Source organism: Limnohabitans sp. TS-CS-82, assembly GCF_002943475.1.
In genome coordinates, this window is the sequence record NZ_PTQX01000019.1 from 20063 (window position 1) to 36509 (window position 16447).

General features: G+C 58.5%; 16 protein-coding genes. 13 read left to right on the top strand and 3 right to left on the bottom strand.

The features are described from left to right. Positions 1-15 precede the first annotated feature (15 nt). From hemC to C5F52_RS26340, 4 genes are read left to right on the top strand one after another with little or no spacing between them, the layout of a single operon-like run. Positions 16-891: a hydroxymethylbilane synthase gene (gene hemC / locus C5F52_RS26325; RefSeq protein WP_104801430.1), complete on the top strand. Its 876-nt coding sequence runs from the start codon at positions 16-18 to the stop codon at positions 889-891. Positions 892-908: 17 nt separating this feature from the next. Then, positions 909-1778, top strand: coding sequence for a uroporphyrinogen-III synthase (locus C5F52_RS26330; RefSeq protein ID WP_104801345.1), 870 nt, complete (start codon positions 909-911; stop codon positions 1776-1778). Then, positions 1775-2860, top strand: coding sequence for a uroporphyrinogen-III C-methyltransferase (locus tag C5F52_RS26335; protein ID WP_104801346.1), 1086 nt, complete (start codon positions 1775-1777; stop codon positions 2858-2860). The genes C5F52_RS26330 and C5F52_RS26335 overlap by 4 nt, the downstream gene beginning before the upstream one ends. Before the next feature lies 1 nt (position 2861). After that, positions 2862-4160 (top strand): heme biosynthesis protein HemY, encoded by a 1299-nt coding sequence (locus C5F52_RS26340; RefSeq protein ID WP_104801347.1) that lies wholly within the window; start codon positions 2862-2864, stop codon positions 4158-4160. A gap of 165 nt (positions 4161-4325) precedes the next feature. Here the strand turns inward: C5F52_RS26340 and C5F52_RS26345 are convergent, their stop codons facing one another. After that, complete coding sequence (locus C5F52_RS26345) at positions 4326-7385, bottom strand: Rne/Rng family ribonuclease (RefSeq protein WP_104801348.1); 3060 nt, start codon at positions 7383-7385, stop codon at positions 4326-4328. A 560-nt stretch (positions 7386-7945) separates the two neighbouring features. Here C5F52_RS26345 and C5F52_RS26350 point away from each other — a divergent pair. The 4 genes from C5F52_RS26350 to C5F52_RS26365 are packed head-to-tail and all read left to right on the top strand — an operon-like array spanning position 7946 to position 10998. Beyond that, positions 7946-8959 carry an RluA family pseudouridine synthase gene (locus C5F52_RS26350; RefSeq protein ID WP_236658016.1) on the top strand — a complete coding sequence of 338 codons (1014 nt, stop codon included), beginning with the start codon at positions 7946-7948 and terminating at the stop codon, positions 8957-8959. Then, positions 8956-9621, top strand: coding sequence for an HAD family hydrolase (locus C5F52_RS26355; RefSeq protein ID WP_104801349.1), 666 nt, complete (start codon positions 8956-8958; stop codon positions 9619-9621). Before C5F52_RS26350 ends, C5F52_RS26355 begins: the two co-directional genes overlap by 4 nt. A 5-nt stretch (positions 9622-9626) precedes the next feature. Next, positions 9627-10010, top strand: a complete 384-nt coding sequence (locus C5F52_RS26360; RefSeq protein WP_104801350.1) for a Rieske 2Fe-2S domain-containing protein — start codon at positions 9627-9629, stop codon at positions 10008-10010. A 19-nt stretch (positions 10011-10029) separates the two neighbouring features. After that, a complete protein-coding gene (locus C5F52_RS26365) occupies positions 10030-10998 on the top strand; it encodes a S49 family peptidase (RefSeq protein ID WP_104801351.1) in 969 nt (322 codons plus the stop codon). Positions 10999-11107: 109 nt separating this feature from the next. On the opposite strand, the gene C5F52_RS26370 is transcribed toward C5F52_RS26365, so the two are convergent. Beyond that, the gene (locus tag C5F52_RS26370; protein ID WP_104801352.1) at positions 11108-11878 is read right to left on the bottom strand and encodes an SAM-dependent methyltransferase; all 771 of its coding nucleotides are present in this window, start codon (positions 11876-11878) and stop codon (positions 11108-11110) included. Then, on the bottom strand, positions 11875-12480 hold the full coding sequence (locus C5F52_RS26375) for a Maf family nucleotide pyrophosphatase (protein ID WP_104801353.1): 606 nt from the start codon (positions 12478-12480) through the stop codon (positions 11875-11877). The genes C5F52_RS26370 and C5F52_RS26375 overlap by 4 nt, the downstream gene beginning before the upstream one ends. Positions 12481-12506: 26 nt before the next feature. Here C5F52_RS26375 and C5F52_RS26380 point away from each other — a divergent pair, with 26 nt between their 5' ends. From C5F52_RS26380 to fabD, 5 genes are all read left to right on the top strand, one after another. Then, entirely contained in the window at positions 12507-13046 is a 540-nt protein-coding gene (locus C5F52_RS26380) for a DUF177 domain-containing protein (protein WP_104801354.1), read from the top strand. Positions 13047-13147: 101 nt separating this feature from the next. Then, positions 13148-13330 (top strand): 50S ribosomal protein L32, encoded by a 183-nt coding sequence (gene rpmF, locus C5F52_RS26385; protein ID WP_100131470.1) that lies wholly within the window; start codon positions 13148-13150, stop codon positions 13328-13330. A 75-nt stretch (positions 13331-13405) separates the two neighbouring features. After that, the gene (plsX, locus tag C5F52_RS26390) at positions 13406-14437 is read left to right on the top strand and encodes a phosphate acyltransferase PlsX (protein ID WP_104801355.1); all 1032 of its coding nucleotides are present in this window, start codon (positions 13406-13408) and stop codon (positions 14435-14437) included. A gap of 12 nt (positions 14438-14449) precedes the next feature. Beyond that, positions 14450-15451, top strand: coding sequence for a beta-ketoacyl-ACP synthase III (locus C5F52_RS26395; protein WP_104801356.1), 1002 nt, complete (start codon positions 14450-14452; stop codon positions 15449-15451). Positions 15452-15492: 41 nt separating this feature from the next. After that, the gene (fabD, locus tag C5F52_RS26400; RefSeq protein WP_104801357.1) at positions 15493-16443 is read left to right on the top strand and encodes an ACP S-malonyltransferase; all 951 of its coding nucleotides are present in this window, start codon (positions 15493-15495) and stop codon (positions 16441-16443) included. Positions 16444-16447: the final 4 nt, after the last annotated feature.

Genomic DNA, 16447 nt, shown 5'->3' on the forward strand with positions numbered 1-16447 from the left:
GAAAGCCGCTTGGCCATGTGGCAAGCCGAGCACGTTCAAGCCTTGCTGCAGGACCAAGGCCACAGCGTGGTACTGCTGGGCATGACCACGCAGGGCGACCAAATCTTGGACCGCAGTCTCAGCAAAGTAGGCGGCAAAGGCCTGTTTGTGAAAGAACTCGAAGTGGCCCTTGAAGACGGCCGCGCTAACTTGGCCGTGCATTCGCTGAAAGACGTGCCCATGGATTTGCCCGAAGGCTTTGATCTGGCCTGTGTGATGGAGCGCGAAGACCCGCGTGATGCGTGGGTGTCGTCCACCTACGCGCACCTGAATGATTTGCCGCAAGGCGCGGTGGTGGGCACTTCTAGTCTGCGCCGCACTGTGCTGCTGCGCGCACTGCGCCCCGATTTGAAGATTGAGCCACTGCGCGGCAACCTCGACACCCGTTTGCGCAAGCTCGACGAAGGCCAGTACGACGGTATTGTGTTGGCGGCTGCGGGCCTCAAGCGTTTGGGCTTGGGCGAGCGCATTCGCCATATTTTTGAAACAAGCGAGATGTTGCCTGCCGCAGGGCAAGGCGCATTGGGCATTGAGGTGCGCAGCAACCGCGCTGACGTGGCCCAAGCTTTGGCCCCCTTGGCCGATGCCGCTACTTGGCTGACCGTGACCGCCGAGCGCGCCGTGAGCCGCGCGATGGGCGGCAGCTGCTCTATGCCTTTGGCCGCACACGCCACCTTGACCGATGGCGTGCTGCACTTGCAAGCCGCATGGGGCGATCCATCGGGCGCGCCGGTGTTGTTGCGTGCTGAGGTGAAGCAAACCTTGGATGCCACTGACCCCAAGTCACGCGACGCCGCCAACTTGCTGGGCGAATCGGTCGCTGCCCAGTTGCGCGCGCAAGGCGCTCACTAAACCTCAAGTTGCCAGCCATGCGCGTCATCATCACCCGACCTGCAGGCGATGCGCCAGCGTGGGTGGATGCGTTGCAAATGGCTGGTTACCAAGCACTGGCCTTGCCGTTGATTGAGGTGGGCCCCGCCACACATCGACAAGCTGTGGTGCAAGCGTGGGCGCAATGGGCTGAATTTCAGGCCGTGATGTTTGTCAGCGCTCAGGCTGTGCGCTATTTCTTTGACAGCCAACCCGCGGCGCAGCGTGTCGATGCTGGCCAAGTTGCTAGCCCCACCTGGCTAAACGGCCCACGCTGTTGGGCCACAGGCCCCGGCACGCACAAAGCCTTGCTGCAAGCGGGCGTGCCCGAGGCGTGCATTGACAGCCCCGCCGCCGACGCGGCGCAGTTTGACTCAGAAGCCTTGTGGCAACGTGTGGCCTCGCAAGTCAAGGCAGGACAGCCTGTGCTGATTGTTCGTGGCCATGATGTGTCGGCAGACGCAGGCATGTCACAAAGCACTGCGGGTGTTTCACAAGCAGTGCCAAGCGCCGTAGCAGAGGTTCCACCGAACGGCACAGGTCGTGATTGGTTGGCTCAGAAACTGCAGGCCGCAGGCGCATCGCCTCAGTTTGTGGTGGCTTACGAGCGTCGCGCGCCCCTGTGGTCGGCAGAGCACAAAGCGCAGGCCGTCAGTGCCGCGACGGACGGCAGTGTGTGGTGCTTCAGCAGCTCGCAAGCGATTGAGCATCTGGTCCATGCTTTGCCCACGCAAAGCTGGGCCAAGGCACGCTGTCTTGCCACCCATCCCCGCATCGCGCAAACCGCACAGTCCTTGGGTTTTGGTGAAATTCAAATGTCTAAGCCGTCATTGGCAGATTTATTAGTCTCATTAGAATCTCTGGCATGAAGCCAGAGCACGACGACACCCACAACCTCCCGCCTTTGGGCCACACCACAGAACCGCTTGCCAGCGCGAGTGAGTTCAACAACACAACGGACACCAGCAAGTGGCTCACACGCAGCATCGGTGCGTTGGCTGTGGTGGGCGCTGTGGGGTCGGGCCTGATGTGGGCCAAGCTCTCGGGCATTCAAGAACAACTGGCACGCCAAAGCGCGGACACCGGCAGCCAAGCCGTGGAAGCGCGTGTGACCTCCAAACAAGCCGAAGAGCTGGCGCGCGAAACGGCAGCCCGCTTGTCGGTGACCGACGCCAAACTCAGCGAAGTGTCCTTGCAACGCAGTCAACTCGAAGAGCTGATGCAAAGCCTCTCACGCTCGCGTGACGAAAACTTGGTGGTGGATATTGAGTCCGCCATTCGTCTGGCCCAACAACAAGCCCAGCTCACTGGCAGTGTGCAGCCCTTATTGGCCGCGCTCAACTCGGCTGAGCAACGCTTGACCAAAGTCGCGCAACCGCGCCTCGCACCCGTGCTGCGTGCGGTGACGCGTGACATCGAACGTATCAAAGCCACGGCAGTGGCAGACACACCGGCGTTGCTGTTCAAACTCGACGAACTGGTGCGCGTGGTCGACACTTTGCCACTGCTGAACGCCGTGGGCAATGCGTCTCAACCCACAGCTACTCAGCCCGTGCCTGCCACCAGCTGGGCGAAAGCCATCAGCATGAGCTGGTGGGAGAAGGTGTGGTCCGACATTTGGAACGATGCACAAAACCTCATTCGCGTGAGCCGCATCGACAAGCCCGAAGCCAGCATGCTCGCGCCCGACCAAAGTTACTTTGTGCGAGAAAACCTCAAACTGCGTTTGCTCAATGCCCGCTTGGGTTTGCTGGCCCGTCACTTTGATGTGGTGCAGTCCGACATGAAGCAAGCCAACGACGATTTGGCGCATTACTTCGACATGCAAACCCGCCAAGGCCAAACCACCTTGGCGCTGGCGCGTGAGGTGTTGGCGCAGTCCAAGCAAATTGAGATTCCGCGCGTGGACGACACCATCGCGGCCCTCACCACAGCTGCAGCGGGGCGCTGACATGAGAGCCGCTCTGTGGTTTGTGGCCCTGTTTGGTGTGGCGGTGGCGTCTGCTTTGTTGGCGGGTGGCAATCAAAGCACGGTGACTGTGTTTTGGTCGCCTTACCGTGTCGACCTGTCGCTCAATTTGGTGTTGCTCGTGCTCGTGGTGTTGTTTGTCATGCTGCACTTGTCGTGGCGCGCCATGTCGGCTTTGTTTGAATTGCCGCACCAAGCGCGTCGCTGGCGCCTGCAACAAAAAGAACGTGCCATGCACGCGGCTTTGCTCGATGCTCTGTCTGAGTTGTGGAGTGGTCGCTATGTGCGCGCTGTGAAGTCGGCTGACAAAGCCCTCGCATTAGAAAGCTTGTTGGCTTCGGTACGCACGGCTGATGACCCTGCCCCTCGCCACGCGCACCAGCTGCGTGCGGTATCGCATTTGGTGGCGGCTGAAAGCGCACACGCTTTGCGTGACCGCGATACACGTGTGTCTCACCTGCAAGCCATCATGGCCATGAACCGCGAAGCGTCGGATGAGTTGGTGGAAGAAACCATGGAAGCCGCCTATTTGGCAGCCGCCCGTTGGTCCTTGAGCGACCGCGATGCGCCAGAGGCTGCACGTTGGCTCGATGGTCTGCGCCACGGCGCAGCCCGCCGCATGTTGGCTTTGCGCATGCGCCTCAAAGCGGCTCGCTTGAACAAACAACATGCCTCAGCTTTAGAGACCGCACGCTTGCTGACCAAGCACGGCGCGTTTTCAGATGCAGCTGGCCAAAGCCTGTTGCGTGAGTTGGCTGTGGCCAGCCTGAACGAAGCGCACGACAGCGCCCAATTGCAACGCGCATGGGATGCTCTAGAAGTCACCGAGCGCAGTCAACCCGACGTGGTGCTGCACGCCGCACAACGCATGCTCAAACTCAGCGGCGAAGCCGCAGCCGTGATGCCTTGGCTCACGCCTTTGTGGAACCGCATGGTGCAGCAGCCTGACAGCTGCACGCCTGCCATCCGTGAGCGCGTGGCCCAAGCTTTGGCCCGTGCGCTGGTGTTGTTGCCCGCCGACCCCGAGTGGTTGGCCAGCATCGACCGAGCGCGTCAAACTTACCCACGTTGGGTGGAGCTGCAATATTTGGCTGGCATGGTGTGTTGGCATCATGCGCTGTGGGGCAAGGCCCAACAGATGTTGGAGCAAGCTGCACCTCAACTCACCCATGCCGACATGCAGCGCCATGCTTGGCGTACCTTGGCCCAATTGGCTGAGCAAAAAGAAGACACGGCGCGTGCCCAGTTGTGCTGGAAACGAGCCGCTGAAGTGGCGGCATAAAGCGGCAGTGCTTTGGCAAGCATCGTTGGTTCATAGCTAGAGCTGCTGTACGCATTTGTCGTCTAGACGCTCAAACATCACGTACACCCCATAAACAAAAAAGGCCTAGATTTCTCTAGGCCTTTTTCTTTTGGAGCTCATCACCCCTTGCGGGGTGCGGGTGGTTTACAGATCCTTGCGGGTCTCAACCAACACCAGCGGGCCTTCATCCAAGATCACCAGCGGTGGGCGCTCGCGTGGCACATGCACAGGCTTTGGCTCGGCTGCGATGGCTGCTTGCACGGCGGCGATGCTGTCTGGATTGGAGTTGACCCATTCCAAGCCGCTGCCTTGAGCCACGGCTTGCATCTCTGCCAAAGGCAGTGTGAACGCTTGGATATGCGGCATGCCTTGGCGTGCAGGGGCCTGGACTGCTGCTGGCACTGCTGACTGTGCTTCTTCACGCGGTGCGTGACGTGGAGCGCGGTCGGAACGGTCAGAGCGCTCGTTGCGTTCTTGGCGCTCTGGACGCTCGGCGCGTTCACCACGAGGCTCGCGTTGCTCACGCGGTTCACGCGGTTGGCGTGGCTCATGTGATTCACGGGCCTCTTGTGGGGCTTGCTCGTTTGAGGTGTGGTCATGCGCTGCGTGGTCGTGCTCAGCAGAGGGGCCGTTGTCGGCGTGTTCTGTAGAACCTTCTTCACGCGGTGCGCGGTCGCCACGCTCGCGGCGGTCACGGCCGTAACGGTCGCGTGAGCGGCGCTCACGACGCTCGCCACCGTTCTCGTCGGTTTGCGGTGCTTGGCCTTCGGTGTCAGCAGCTTGGTCGAGTGGCAAGGCTTCAGGGTTGCCGTTTTCGTCTAAACGTGGGGCGCGTTCACGGCGACCATCATTGCGCTCGCCGCGTGGGCTGCGTTCGCGACGGCCTTGGCCACCTTCACTGCGTTCGCCGCGCTCTGTACGTTCACCGCGAGGTTCGCGTTGGTCGTTGCCGCCTTCGGTGCTTTCGCCACGCTCTTCGCGGGCCATGCGTTCGTTGCGTGCTTTGGCGCGAGCTTCTGCTTGAGCTTCAGGTGATGCGTTGTTGTCGAGGGCGGCTTGGCCTTCGGCATTACGAACTTCACCATTACGGCCTTCTGCATTGCGACCTTCACCGCGTCCACCGCGGTTGCGGTCTTGACGTGGAGCGCGACCTTCACGGCCACCCTCGCTGCGACCGCCTTCACCGCGTTGTTCCACATTGCGTTCGCCACGCTCTGCACGCTCGCCGCGTGCTGGGCGTTCGCCACGGGCCTCAACGCCTTCGGCGTTGCGATCGTTACGGCCTTCGGCGTTGCGACCTTGACCTTCAGGGCGCTCACCGCGCTCGGCGCGGTCACCACCACGGCCACCGCGACCACCACGGCCGCCTCGGCCATTGGCGCTGCGGCCATCACGGCGCTCGCCGCGTTCGCCTGGCTTTTTGTCGCCCACGGCTGGCTTGGCTTTTTCTTCTGAGTCGCTGCTGAACAAACCAGTGAACCAACCCCACAAGCCGCCCGATTTGGTTTCGGGTGCTTTGGCCGCAGGCTTAGCGCCGCGTGGGTGTGCAGGTGCCGCTGCCGTTTTGGCGGGTGCAGCAGGCTTTGGCTCATGTGCTGGCGCAGGTGCATCAGGCAACACGCCTTTGATGACGGGCGTTTGCTTATTTGTAGGCTCTTGTGAGCGGCGTGTCACGGCGGTCGGGTCTTCAAACTCCTCGGCCATTTTGTAGCTGGCTTCCACGCGGTCGAGGCGTGGGTCGTCGTGCTTGAGACGCTCCAACTTGTAGTTCGGTGTTTCCAGTGTCTTGTTAGGCACGAGCAACACGTTCAAGCGTTGTTGAATTTCAATCTTGGCAATTTCAGTGCGCTTCTCGTTCAACAAGAACGAGGCCACTTCCACCGGCACTTGGGCGTACACGGCAGCCGTGTTGTCCTTCATGGACTCTTCTTGGATGATGCGCAAGATTTGCAGCGCCGAGCTCTCGGTGTCACGCACGTGGCCAGAGCCGCCGCAGCGTGGGCAAGGAATCGAAGCACCTTCGCTCAGCGCAGGGCGCAGGCGTTGGCGGCTCATTTCCATCAAGCCGAATTTGCTGATGGTGCCAAATTGCACGCGGGCACGGTCGTGGCGCAATGCTTCGCGCAAGCGGTTTTCCACATCACGGCGGTTGCGGCTTTCGTCCATGTCAATGAAGTCGATGACGATCAGGCCGCCCAAGTCGCGCAAGCGCATTTGGCGGGCCACTTCGTCGGCAGCTTCAAGGTTGGTGCGTGTCGCAGTTTCTTCGATGTCGCCGCCTTTGATGGCGCGTGCCGAGTTAACGTCCACAGAAACCAAGGCTTCGGTGTGGTCAATCACAATCGCGCCGCCTGATGGCAGGTTGACGGTGCGGGCATAGGCCGATTCGATTTGGTGTTCGATTTGGAAGCGGCTGAACAGCGGGGTTTCGTCGCTGTAGCGCTTCACGCGAGCGGCGTGCTCAGGCATGACGTGGGCCATGAACTGGTGCGCTTGCTCATAGATGTCATCGGTGTCGATCAAGATGTCGCCGATGTCATGGTTGAAGTAGTCGCGGATGGCGCGGATGACCAAGCTGGATTCTTGATAAATCAAGAACGCGCCTTTGGCACCCTTGGCGCCGTCGATGGCGGTCCACAACTTGAGCAAGTAGTTCAAGTCCCATTGCAACTCAGGGGCGCTGCGGCCAATGCCAGCGGTGCGCGCGATGATGGACATCCCCTTCGGGTATTCCAATTGGTCCATCGCTTCTTTGAGTTCGGCGCGGTCGTCGCCCTCGATGCGGCGGCTGACGCCACCACCACGTGGGTTGTTGGGCATGAGCACCACATAGCGACCGGCCAAGCTGATGAAGGTGGTCAGGGCTGCGCCCTTGTTGCCACGTTCTTCTTTTTCCACTTGGACCAAGAGTTCTTGGCCTTCTTTGATGGCGTCTTGGATGCGTGCTTGGCTCGCAGTCACGCCTTCGGCGAAGTACTGCTTGGAGATTTCTTTGAATGGCAAGAAGCCGTGGCGGTCTTCGCCGTAGTCCACAAAGCAAGCTTCGAGCGATGGTTCAACGCGGGTGACTACAGCTTTGTAGATGTTGCCTTTGCGCTGTTCGCGGCCTTCGATTTCAATTTCATAGTCGAGCAGTTTTTGGCCGTCGACGATGGCCAGGCGGCGTTCTTCCGACTGGGTTGCATTAATGAGCATCCGTTTCATGATGCGGTTCCTTCACGTGTCAAATCATCACAGGCCCATGACGGGCCAACGATGCCTGAGGGACGTCAGAGAACGAAGGGAATTGCCGCTGAGACCGTCACCTCCACGCTAATCAATGTGAGATCAGCGCAGGGGACGGTGGGTGGGCGCGTGGATAAGGGCAAGAAGTCGCGGTTGTCCTGTTGTCGAGTGCGTGGCTTGATGAGCCGTTGCAGGGGAGACAGGGCTGGTCCAGCGGGCATTGGTGCGACGCGCAACGCTGCACACAGTCGGTGGCAAAAGCCACTCTGTGCAGAGTTCCATCAACATCAACATTGCCACAACCATCGTTTTTGCTTCTCGCAGTCATCCGTCATGGAGGCTTTTCAAAAAGAGCCTCCACAACTTGGGGTATTCCATTTCGGTGTTTTCTGATCGTCGGCTCAACTTTTGGGGCGAGGGCCACTCAGTCTCTTGGGTACTGGGTCTGCGTCTCGGGCACAAAAGGGGCATCGACCTTACCGCGTTCGTCAGTACATGGTCTAATCTCTGTTAAATCAAGCACTTAGAGCAAAACGCTGGTGAATCACATTATAGGGGCTTCGGCCCCAACCCCCGCCCCCTCGGTAAAAACACTGACTGTCGACGAAGACTCGGCTGGTCAGCGTTTAGACAACTTCCTCATGCGCCACCTCAAAGGTGTGCCGAAAACCCACGTCTACCGCATCATTCGCTCCGGCGAAGTGCGGGTGAACAAGGGCCGCGCCTCGGCCGAGCAACGGGTGGAGGCGGGCGATTTGGTGCGCTTGCCGCCTGTGCGCATCTCGGCTCAAGTGCAGGCCAAGGCCGATGCACCCGCTCCAGCGCGTGAATTTCCTGTCCTGATGGAAGACGAGGCCATGATGGCCATCGACAAACCGGCAGGCGTGGCTGTGCACGGTGGCAGCGGCGTGAGCTTTGGCGTGATCGAACAACTGCGCCGCGCCCGCCCAGCCTCGACCAACCTAGAGCTGGTGCACCGACTAGACCGCGAAACTTCGGGCGTGCTGCTGGTGGCCAAAAAGCGCAGCGCCCTCAAAAACCTGCAAGACCAGTTCCGCGACCGTGAAACGGGTAAAACCTATTTGGCCTTGGTGCTGGGCCTGTGGCCGTCCAACAAAAAGGTGATTGACTCGCCCTTGTTCAAGTACACCGTCGAAACTGGTGTGGGCGAGGGTGAACGCCGTGTCAAAGTGGTGGACAAGGACGATCCGAATGGCATGCGTTCCATCACCTTGGTGCGTGTAGCGCGTACGGTCGGCCCTTACACCTTGCTGGAAGTGACCATCAAGACCGGACGTACCCACCAAATTCGCGTTCACTTGGCCAGCCAAGGCCACCCGATTGCGGGTGACGACAAATACGGCGACTTTGAACACAACAAACTGCTGCACAAAATGGGCCTCAAGCGCATGTTCTTGCATGCCTGGCAGCTCAAGTTTCAGCATCCGCAAAGCCACCGCCCCGTCAGCTTGCAAGCGCCGCTGCCGCCGGAGCTGAAAAACTTTGTGGACGGCATTCAGCCGCCCATCATTCAACCGCACCTCGACGTATGACCACACGCCCGCGCCAGTTTGATTTGATTGCCTTCGATTGGGACGGCACGCTGTTTGACTCCACGCAAATCATCACCCGTTGCATTCAAGCTGCCGTGGTGGATGTGGGTGGGGCCAAGCCCACGGACGAGGCTGCTTCTTATGTGATTGGCATGGCGCTCATGCAGGCACTGGCACATGCCGCGCCTGATGTGCCGCAAGACAAATACCCGCTGTTGGGTGAGCGCTACCGTTTCCATTACATGAAGCACGCCAACGACATTGCTTTGTTTGAAGGTGTTTTGCCGCTGCTTGCCGCTTTGCGCGAACGCCACCATTGGCTGACGGTTGCCACAGGCAAAAGCCGCCGTGGTTTGGACGATGCCTTGCACACGGCCGAACTCAAAGGCGTGTTTGATGGCTCGCGCACGGCAGACGAAACCGCTGGCAAGCCCCACCCGCGCATGCTGCACGAGCTGATGCGCGAGTTTGGCGTGGAGCCCGAGCGCACCTTGATGATTGGCGACACCACACACGACCTGCAAATGGCCGTGAACGCAGGCTGTGCCAGTGTGGGCGTGAGCTACGGCGCGCACGACCATGGCCAGTTTGAACCCTTGAACCCACGATTCATCGCGCACTCTGTGAAGGAGTTGCACGATTGGTTGTTGGCGAATGCGTAAAAGCCATGACTGACTTTGCTTCTCAAGTGATGCCCTTGTGCAACAGCGCCGACTTGGCCGATGGTGGCCGCGCTGTGCCGTTTGATGTGGTGTTTGCGGGCCAAACCTGCCGCGCCTTTGCCATTCGCTTTGAAGGCCAGCCGCATGCCTACCTCAACCGCTGTACCCATGTCGCGATGGAGATGGACTTTCAGCCGGACCAGTTTTTTGACGCGTCAGGCCGCTGGCTGATGTGCGCCACCCACGGGGCCGAGTACGCACCTGACACGGGTGAATGCGCCGGTGGGCCTTGCCGCGGTGGCTTGGTGAAAATTGAGCTTTTAGAAGCCGATGGCGTCGTCCACTGGCATACTGCGTACAACTTGAAACCTTTCGAATTTTTAGATTAATTTGCAAAAACTTACTGACATGTCTGAGCACCACGAAAACCAAGAAAAACCTAGCCACAAAACGGTCTGGGAGCGCGACACCTTGGAGCGCTTGGCATTTGCCACGCTTGCCGAGCAACGTGCCAGCCGTCGCTGGCGCATCTTTTTCCGCTTTGCTTGGTTGGCATTGGTGGCTGCATTGCTTTGGACGGGTATGCACAAAGGCGGTGTGACGGGTGCCAACCCCAGCCAGCCACACACGGCTGTGGTTGCTATCAAAGGCGAAATCGCCGATGGTGCCGATGCCAGCGCCGAGTGGGTGGTGACGGCATTACGCGCTGCGTTTGAAGACGAAGGCTCGCAAGCGGTGGTCTTGCAAATCAATTCGCCCGGCGGCAGCCCCGTGCAAGCAGGCATCATCAACGACGAAATTCGTCGCTTGAAAGAAAAACACAAAAAGCCGGTGTACGCCGTCGTGGAAGAGTCATGCGCATCTGCCGCGTATTACATCGCGGTGGCCGCTGACGAAATTTATGTGGACAAAGCCAGCATCGTGGGCAGCATTGGTGTGTTGATGGATGGTTTTGGCTTCACTGGTTTGATGGACAAACTCGGCGTGGAGCGCCGCCTGATGACGGCTGGCGTGAACAAAGGTTTCTTAGACCCGTTCAGCCCACAAACCAAGCAACAACGCACGCACGCACAAACCTTGCTGGACCAAATTCACCAACAGTTCATCCAAGTGGTGCGTGATGGTCGCGGCAAGCGTTTGAAAGAAACGCCAGAACTGTTCAGTGGTTTGTTCTGGAGCGGTGAGCAAGCGGTAGAGCTCGGTCTTGCTGATGGCTTGGGTAACCTTGACTACGTGGCTCGCGAAATTGTGAAAGCCGAAGACATCATCGACTACACCCGTCACGAAAACGTGGCCGAGCGTTTGGCCAAGCGCTTTGGCGCTGCCATTGGCGAAGGTGCGGTGCGTGCGTTGCAGACCATGCCTGCGGTGCGTTGATTTGCTTTGATCCGCGCTGATATTTAAAAAGTTGCGAGCGACTTGGTCGCTTCAGCTCAAAGCAAAAAGGCTCCGCGAGGAGCCTTTTTTTGATGCTGCATGTGCTGCGTTATTTACCAATCAAAAACACAGTGGGTTCACCCGAAATTTGGGCCTTGCCCGCACTGCGCCAAGCTTGCACAGTTTTGCAGTGCACTTGCATGCTGGCCATGGTCAAGCCGCTAGCGCGGGCTAAGCGGGTGTTGCCTTGCAGACCATTCACCAGTGCATCCCATAGGGCTTGGTTGCGATAGGGAGTCTCGATAAACATTTGGGTTTGGCCGTGTTTGGCAGCGAGGTTTTCTAGCTCGCGCAAGCGCTGCGTGCGGGCCGCAGCGTCTTGTGGCAAGTAGCCCACAAACGCAAAGTTTTGACCGTTCAAACCACTGGCGGCCAAGGCCAGCAGCAATGACACAGGGCCCACCAGCGGCACCACACGAATGCCCAGTTCGTGCGCGGCGCGCACCACCGACGAGCCGGGGTCAGCCACCGCAGGCATGCCCGCTTCGCTGACCAATCCCACATCGTGGCCTGCCAAAGCGGCTTTGAGCATGGGCTTGGCATCAAACTCGCCCGTGTGGTCGCCTTTTTTGTGCACCTCGCGGGGCAGTTCGGTGATGGTGTTTTCTTGAATGGTTTTAGCTAACGGTACATGGGCATCGACGCGCTTTAAAAAGGCGCGGGTGCTTTTGGCGTTCTCGGTAATCCAGTGCGTTACACCCGCAGCGATGCGTAAGGTTTCTTGTGGCAGCACATCGGTGATGGGGGCTTGGGTGTCACAGCCAAAGTCCAGTGGTGTGGGCACGAGGTAAAGCGTGCCTTTGGTGGTTGCGGCGGTCATGGTTTCATGGCTCCTAACAAGTCAATGCCAGCGGCGCGCAGCAGTCGGGCGGTGCGGATCATGGGTAGGCCAATGAGGGCAGTGGGGTCGTCGTTGTCGATGGCGTCGAGCAAGGCAATGCCTAGGCCTTCGCTTTTGGCGCTGCCGGCGCAGTCGTAGGGTTCTTCGGCGCGCAAGTAGGCTTCAATTTCGGCATCGCTCAGCTCACGAAAGCGCACCTTGATTTGGGCGAGTTCGGTTTGTTCAAACTGGCTGTCCATGCAGACCACGGACACCGCGGTTTGAAACACCACGGTTTGGCCGCGCATGCGTTGCAGTTGGACCACCGCACGTTCATGTGTGCCGGGCTTGCCCAAGGGTTCGCCGTTCAGGTCAGCCACTTGGTCTGAGCCAATCACCACCGCTTGGGGGTGCAGAGTGGCCACAGCTTTGGCTTTGGCCAAAGCCAAACGGGTTGCAAGGGCGTGTGGGGCTTCGCCTGCCAGTGGCGTTTCGTCCACATCGGGGTTGACCACGTCAAAAGGTACACGCAAACGCTCAAGTAGTTCGCGGCGGTATCGTGAGGTAGAGCCCAAAATCAGGGCGCGTTGTGCAATAGACATGGGTGGATTCTCTTACACTGGCGCGCATGCAAACACCAAAGAACCTTCATGCCCTCGATGTCAAAGCCTTTGCCAAAGCGCAAATGCACCTTGAGGGTGACACACCCGTGGCAGAGTTTGAGCGCTTGGCCGCAGACTGCAGCGGCGAGGTGACGGGCCATGTGTCATGGTCAGCGCAAGGCGCCATTGACCCCGAGCAACGTGGCAAAGACGACGCTTGGTTGCACTTGGAAGCCAAAGCCACCGTGCCCTTGACTTGCCAGCGCTGCCTGCACCCTGTGCCAGTGGAGTTGCTGATTGAGCAAGATTTCCGCTTTGTGGCTGACGAAGCCACCGCATTGGCCGAAGACGATGAGTCAGATGAAGACCTGTTGGTCATGGAAGATAGCTTCGATTTGATGGCCTTGATTGAGGACGAGCTGCTGATGAGCTTGCCTTTGGTGCCCATGCATCCAGCGTGTTTGAGTGAGCAGGCACCAACTTCGCAAGAAGAAGAGGCCATCTTGGCTGAGGTCAAACCCAACCCATTTGCCGTGCTGGCGTCGCTCAAAACGCGCAAGCACTGAAATCGTAGGAGTTGGGCTATAATCGTAGGCTTCGTGTCACGCTGACCCATGGTTGGTTTGTGGCCCAACGGTTAACCCACATTTAGTTCCAGGAGCCGATCATGGCTGTTCAACAAAACAAAAAATCTCCTTCCAAGCGCGGCATGCACAACTCGCACACAGCGTTGACAGCTCCCGGCACAGCCGTTGAGCCAACGACTGGTGAAATCCACTTGCGTCATCACATCAGCCCCACCGGTTTCTACCGTGGTCGCAAAGTGTTGAAGACCAAGTCTGAAGCTTAATTACTTCATTCTTCATTGGCCCGTGGCTGTCTTTGGCGCCTCGGGCTTTTGTTTTTTTGACGAGAAGAAACCTGCATGACCACTCTTGCTGTTGATTGCATGGGTGGCGACCATGGCCCGCGTGTCACGCTGGTAGCCTGTCGCCGTTTCTTGGATACGCACCCAGACGCGAAACTCTTGTTGGTCGGTCTGCCTGAGGCGCTATCGTCTTTTTCTCATCCTCGCGCTCAAGTGATTCCAGCCTCCGAAGTGGTGGGCATGGATGACCCCGTCGAAGTGGCCTTGCGCCGCAAAAAAGATTCGTCCATGCGCGTGGCGATTGAGCAGGTGAAGAGTGGTGCCGCCCAAGCGGTGGTATCTGCTGGTAACACGGGGGCATTGATGGCGATCTCACGCTATCTGCTTAAAACCATCGACGGTATCGATCGCCCGGCCATTGCGGGTCGCATGCCCGATTTCAAAGGTGGCGGCACGACGATGCTTGATTTGGGCGCCAACGTCGATTGCACGCCTCAGCATTTGTTGCAGTTTGCGGTCATGGGTTCGGCCTTGGTGTCGGTGCTCGACAACATTGAAAGCCCCACGGTGGGCTTGTTGAACATCGGCGAAGAAGACATCAAAGGCAATGAAGTCATCAAAAAAACAGGCGAACTGTTGCGAACTGCGGCTAACTCTGGTGATTTGAACTTTTATGGCAATGTCGAAGGCACAGACATTTACCAAGGCACGGTCAACTTGATCGTGTGCGACGGTTTTGTGGGTAATGTGGCTCTGAAAGCCAGCGAAGGCTTGGCGCATAAGATCAGTGAAACGCTGAAAAATTCGTTTACACACAACATCTTCACAAAAATTGCAGCTATTTTTGCCTATCCTGTTTTGTCAGATTTTAAAGATAAGGTCGATCACCGCCGCTATAACGGTGCAGCGCTGTTGGGCCTCAATGGCATCGTTTTTAAGAGCCACGGCTCGGCTGATGATGTAGCCTTTGGTACTGCTTTGAACCGCGCGTATGATGCAGCCCACCATAACTTGCTCGAACGTGTGCGTTCACGCATTGCCCATGCGGCTCCTTTGTTAGCCCTAGGACAATCAGACGCCTCGGCCTGAGCCACCTGATTAATGACCCTTTTCTCCCGAATCACTGGCACCGGAAGTTTTCTCCCACCTCGCCGGTTGACCAACGCAGACTTGGTCGCGGAACTGGCCACACAAGGTGTGGAGAGCTCTGACGAATGGATTGTTGAGCGCACAGGCATCCGTGCCCGCCACTTTGCCTCCCCTGAGGTGAGCAGTAGCGACTTGGCCTTTGAAGCTTGCAAGCAAGCACTCGACGCCGCGGGTCGCCGTCCCCAAGACATTGACCTCATCATTGTTGCCACGTCCACGCCGGACATGGTGTTCCCATCCACCGCCGCTATCTTGCAACACAAGCTGGCCCAGTTGGACGAAGACGCAGCCGGTATTGCTGGCGCTCCTGCGTTTGACGTGCAAGCGGTGTGCAGCGGGTTTATTTATGCGCTGACCGTGGCCGACGCCATGATTCGCGCGGGCAACGCCAAACGCGCTTTGGTGGTGGGTTCTGAAATTTTCTCGCGCTTGCTCGATTTCCAAGACCGCACCACGTGTGTGTTGTTTGGTGACGGCGCTGGTGCAGTTGTGCTTGAAGCCTCTGAGACGCCTGGCATCTTGGCGACCGACATTCATGCTGATGGCAAGCATGTGGGTATTTTGTGTGTGCCAGGCCATGTGCGCAACGGCAACATCTTGGGCGACCCTGTGCTCAAGATGGACGGCCAAGCTGTGTTCAAGCTGGCTGTCGGCTTGCTTGAAGGTGCGGCCCGCACCGTGCTGGACAAAGCTGGCTTGACAGAGGCTGACATCGATTGGCTGGTACCGCATCAAGCCAACATCCGCATCATTCAAAGTACAGCTAAGAAGCTGAAACTACCTATGGAAAAGGTCGTTTTGACCGTTCACGATCATGGCAACACCTCGGCGGCATCGATTCCGCTGGCGTTGGACAAAGCGGTGCGCAGCGGCCAGGTGAAGCCTGGTCAAACCCTCATGCTCGAAGGCGTGGGTGGTGGCTTCACGTGGGGCGCCGTGCTCGTCAAGCTGTAAGTCTGCGCAAGACTTGGTGTGACAAACTTTTCAAATACCTTATGACTTCATTTGCTTTTGTATTTCCAGGTCAGGGCTCTCAATCGGTCGGCATGCTCGACGCTTGGGGCGATAACCCTGTGGTTGCTCAAACTTTGGTTGAGGCGTCTGATGCCATGGGCGAAGACATTGCCAAGCTCATCCACGAAGGTCCCAAAGAAGCTTTGGGCTTGACAACCAACACACAGCCTGTGATGTTGGTGTCCGCCGTGGCGGCTTACCGTGCTTGGTTGGCTGAAGGTGGCGCTGTGCCATCTGTAGTGGCTGGCCACTCTTTGGGTGAGTACTCTGCTTTGGTCGCTTCTGGTGTGTTGACACTGGCGCAAGCTGCACCGCTGGTGCGTTTCCGCGCACAAGCCATGCAAGAAGCCGTGCCCGTGGGTACAGGCGCCATGGCTGCCATTTTGGGTATGACGGCTGCGCAAGTGATTGCAGGTTGCGCCGAAGCGCAAGCTACTTTTGGTGCAGGTTCTGCCGAAGTGGTGGAGGCTGTGAACTTCAACGACCCAGGCCAAACCGTGATTGCAGGCAGCAAAGCCGCCGTTGAAAAAGCGTGTGAAGTCCTCAAAGCCAATGGCGCGAAGCGCGCCTTGTCTTTGCCTGTGTCTGCACCTTTTCACTCCAGCCTGATGAAGCCTGCGGCGGATCGCCTGAAAGAAAAATTAGCTGCCACCAGCTTTGCCGCAGCGCAAATTCCGGTGGTGAACAACATCGACGTGACGGTAGAGACCGACGCCGACCGCATGCGTGACGCCCTCTACCGCCAAGCCTTTGGCCCCGTGCGTTGGGTCGAGTGCGTGGCCGCCATCAAGGCGCGTGGCGTGACCACCTTGGTCGAGTGCGGCCCAGGCAAGGTCTTGGCTGGCATGGTCAAACGCATTGATGCAGATTTAACAGGCTTGCCTTTGTTTGACCCCGCCAGCTTGGCTGAAGTCAAAACTGCGCTGGCTTAATCAC

What these genes read in the sequence shown, in the direction of transcription:
- hemC (WP_104801430.1), top strand. Translation starts at nt 16, where the DNA reads ATGTGGCAAGCCGAGCACGTTCAAGCCTTGCTGCAGGACCAAGGCCAC.
- C5F52_RS26330 (WP_104801345.1), top strand. Translation starts at nt 909, where the DNA reads ATGCGCGTCATCATCACCCGACCTGCAGGCGATGCGCCAGCGTGGGTG.
- C5F52_RS26335 (WP_104801346.1), top strand. Translation starts at nt 1,775, where the DNA reads ATGAAGCCAGAGCACGACGACACCCACAACCTCCCGCCTTTGGGCCAC.
- C5F52_RS26340 (WP_104801347.1), top strand. Translation starts at nt 2,862, where the DNA reads ATGAGAGCCGCTCTGTGGTTTGTGGCCCTGTTTGGTGTGGCGGTGGCG.
- C5F52_RS26345 (WP_104801348.1), bottom strand. Translation starts at nt 7,385, where the DNA reads ATGAAACGGATGCTCATTAATGCAACCCAGTCGGAAGAACGCCGCCTG.
- C5F52_RS26355 (WP_104801349.1), top strand. Translation starts at nt 8,956, where the DNA reads ATGACCACACGCCCGCGCCAGTTTGATTTGATTGCCTTCGATTGGGAC.
- C5F52_RS26360 (WP_104801350.1), top strand. Translation starts at nt 9,627, where the DNA reads ATGACTGACTTTGCTTCTCAAGTGATGCCCTTGTGCAACAGCGCCGAC.
- C5F52_RS26365 (WP_104801351.1), top strand. Translation starts at nt 10,030, where the DNA reads ATGTCTGAGCACCACGAAAACCAAGAAAAACCTAGCCACAAAACGGTC.
- C5F52_RS26370 (WP_104801352.1), bottom strand. Translation starts at nt 11,878, where the DNA reads ATGACCGCCGCAACCACCAAAGGCACGCTTTACCTCGTGCCCACACCA.
- C5F52_RS26375 (WP_104801353.1), bottom strand. Translation starts at nt 12,480, where the DNA reads ATGTCTATTGCACAACGCGCCCTGATTTTGGGCTCTACCTCACGATAC.
- C5F52_RS26380 (WP_104801354.1), top strand. Translation starts at nt 12,507, where the DNA reads ATGCAAACACCAAAGAACCTTCATGCCCTCGATGTCAAAGCCTTTGCC.
- rpmF (WP_100131470.1), top strand. Translation starts at nt 13,148, where the DNA reads ATGGCTGTTCAACAAAACAAAAAATCTCCTTCCAAGCGCGGCATGCAC.
- plsX (WP_104801355.1), top strand. Translation starts at nt 13,406, where the DNA reads ATGACCACTCTTGCTGTTGATTGCATGGGTGGCGACCATGGCCCGCGT.
- C5F52_RS26395 (WP_104801356.1), top strand. Translation starts at nt 14,450, where the DNA reads ATGACCCTTTTCTCCCGAATCACTGGCACCGGAAGTTTTCTCCCACCT.
- fabD (WP_104801357.1), top strand. Translation starts at nt 15,493, where the DNA reads ATGACTTCATTTGCTTTTGTATTTCCAGGTCAGGGCTCTCAATCGGTC.